Origin of the sequence: Mesorhizobium sp. M7A.F.Ca.US.005.03.2.1, from assembly GCF_003997795.1 — a bacterium.
Taxonomy (GTDB): domain Bacteria; phylum Pseudomonadota; class Alphaproteobacteria; order Rhizobiales; family Rhizobiaceae; genus Mesorhizobium; species Mesorhizobium ciceri.
Genome location: NZ_RZRP01000942.1, coordinates 1 through 2,264, shown reverse-complemented (window position 1 = coordinate 2,264; position 2,264 = coordinate 1). Strand labels below are relative to the sequence as shown.

The window sequence follows — 2,264 nt, the reverse complement described above, 5'->3', positions numbered from 1 at the left end:
CCCGCCGCATCGAGATCCTGATGGCGACCGGCGGATGAAGCGAGCGGCCGTCACCCGCCGGTTGATTGGCCTGTTGCTGCTGGCCGGCGGACACCCGTCCACTGGTTTCGCCCAGGAGGCCCTGCAGCCGTATCAGCTGGTGCGCTCGCTGCAGCTCATCCAGGACCGCATAGCCGCCGGCGATCATGCCGCCCTGCCGATGCAGGCCAAGCTGCTCGAGATGACGGATGCGCGCCTGCGCGCGGCGAATGCCGAGGACTACAAGGATCCCAAGAATTTTCGGGCCCTGCTTGTCTACGGCATGAGCGGCGGCAACCCGGTGACCGTCGAAGCGGCCACGTCGCGCGCTACGGCGGACCCGCAAAGCCTTGCCATCGCAAAAGGCGTGATTGAGTACCTCAACGGCAGGCCCGGCAAGGCTATCGAAGCCTTGAGGCCGATCGATCCCATGGCGCTGCCTCCGGATCTCGGCGCCTTCCTCGCTTTGGTCAAAGGCTCGCTGCTTGCCGGCGATCAACCGGCGACCGCACTCGGTCTGCTCGACGAGGCAAGATTGCTCAGCCCCGGCACGCTGGTCGAGGAAGCGGCACTTCGCCGTTCGGTCGGCCTTGCAGTCGCGCAAGGCGACGCGGCACGTTTCGCCCTTGCTTCCACCCAGTATGTCGAGCGCTACCTCTATTCGCCCTATGCCAGCCAGTTCGCGGACTCCTTTGTCTCCGGCGTCATCGCGCTGCACATGTCGATCAGCCAGGACAAGCTGGGCGACATCACCTCGATGATGGATCCCGAGCGCGAGAAGGTGATCTATCTGCGCATCGCCCGCCGTGCCGCGATAGACGGCCTGAACGACCTTTCGGCCTTCGCTTCGGCGCGGGCCGAGCAGGGCCGTGACGGCAACACCAATCAGGACGATCCACGCGCCCTGCTCTATGCCAGCCTTTCCACCGTCACCTCGGGCACAATCGAGGACATTCGTGCCAAGCTCGGCAAGATCGATCGCAGCCGGCTGTCGGAGGGCGACCGCGCCTTGCTCGACGCCGCTCAGGCCATTGCCGGCGAGGTCGTCGCGCCGCCCACCGCCCTTCCGGCGGAAAAGCCTGCCCCTGTCGCGGCCGAGCAACCTCCGGCTCCCGAGATCGCCACGCCGCAAAACGCCGATGACAGTGGCTTGCCACCGGTCGAAGGCGCCATCTCGGAGCAACCCGCCGCCACCGCGGCCTCCGGCGGATCGGCCGCCAATGCGCCGGACACGGCGGCAGTTGCAGCCACATCCGCCGAGCCTGCGACCGTCGTGCCGGCGTCGGCACCTTCACCCGCCGCCGGTCCAGAACCCGCCGATCCGACCGACGCCGCCATGACCAGAACACGTCGACAGCTCGACCTGATCGACCAGATGCTTGGAGCCGCCCCTAAATGACCACCAGCCTCGGCTCGGCCTTGCCAGGATTTGCCTCCACGCGCGCGACGTCGGAGCAGCCGGCCGCGAACGGCAGAAACGATGACGCCGGCTTCGGCAAAATGCTGCGCGACGATGCCCGCCCGGAACGGCAGGCGTCGACAGAGGCGGGATCGCGCGACCGGCGCTGGAGCAAGCTCGCTGCCGGCCTCGCCGGGCATGGCGCCAAGGCCGAACCGGCATCGGCCGAGCCCGGAAGGACCACCTCGGCCAAAGGCGCAAGCGTGAAAACCGGCAAGGACGAATTGGAAGCAAAGGCGCACAAGGCCGACGCCGAACAGACGGCGTCGGATACCGCGCCGCTTCAGGACGACCTGCCGCTGCTGATCGCGTTTCATGACCTGCGGCATTTCTCGACAGCGGCCAAGGCAGCGGGGGGCAATGCGGCCACCGGCGAGAATCCGTCGGACCCGGCGCTCGGCGGACAGGCTGCACTGCCAAAGACCTACCGCTCAAAATCGTCGGGCGGACGCGAAGCACTCGAAACCGTGTCGAAGCCGGAGCAGGCGTCGACCGTCGACGGACCTTTGACGGCGCTTGACGGTCAGTCGCCGAGCGCTGCCTCCAGCGCGCCAAAACGCGACGTCACAGCGGCGGCCCAGAAGCTGTCGGACGCGCCGGCTGCCGATGTGCCCGGCGTGCCGTCGAAGCCCACCACGAATGCGATGAGGAGCATCGAGGATGTGCGGTCCTCGATGCGTCCCGAAGCCGGAAAACAGTCCCTGTCCGCCGCGCGCATCGACGTGGTGTCGGAACGGAGCTTCCCCGCGCCGCCGCAGGGTCCCATCAGCCAGGCGGCCCTCAATGT

Annotated in this window: 1 protein-coding gene and 1 pseudogene; both read left to right on the top strand. The window is 67.7% G+C overall.

From position 1 onward, the window contains the following. On the top strand, positions 1 to 1,417 hold a 1,417-nt coding region (locus tag EN991_RS32925; protein ID WP_348630515.1), incomplete at its 5' end, for a chemotaxis protein MotC. After that, positions 1,414 to 2,264 (top strand): annotated as a pseudogene (locus tag EN991_RS32920) (flagellar hook-length control protein FliK); the annotation flags it as partial. The gene EN991_RS32925 and the pseudogene EN991_RS32920, both read left to right, overlap by 4 nt.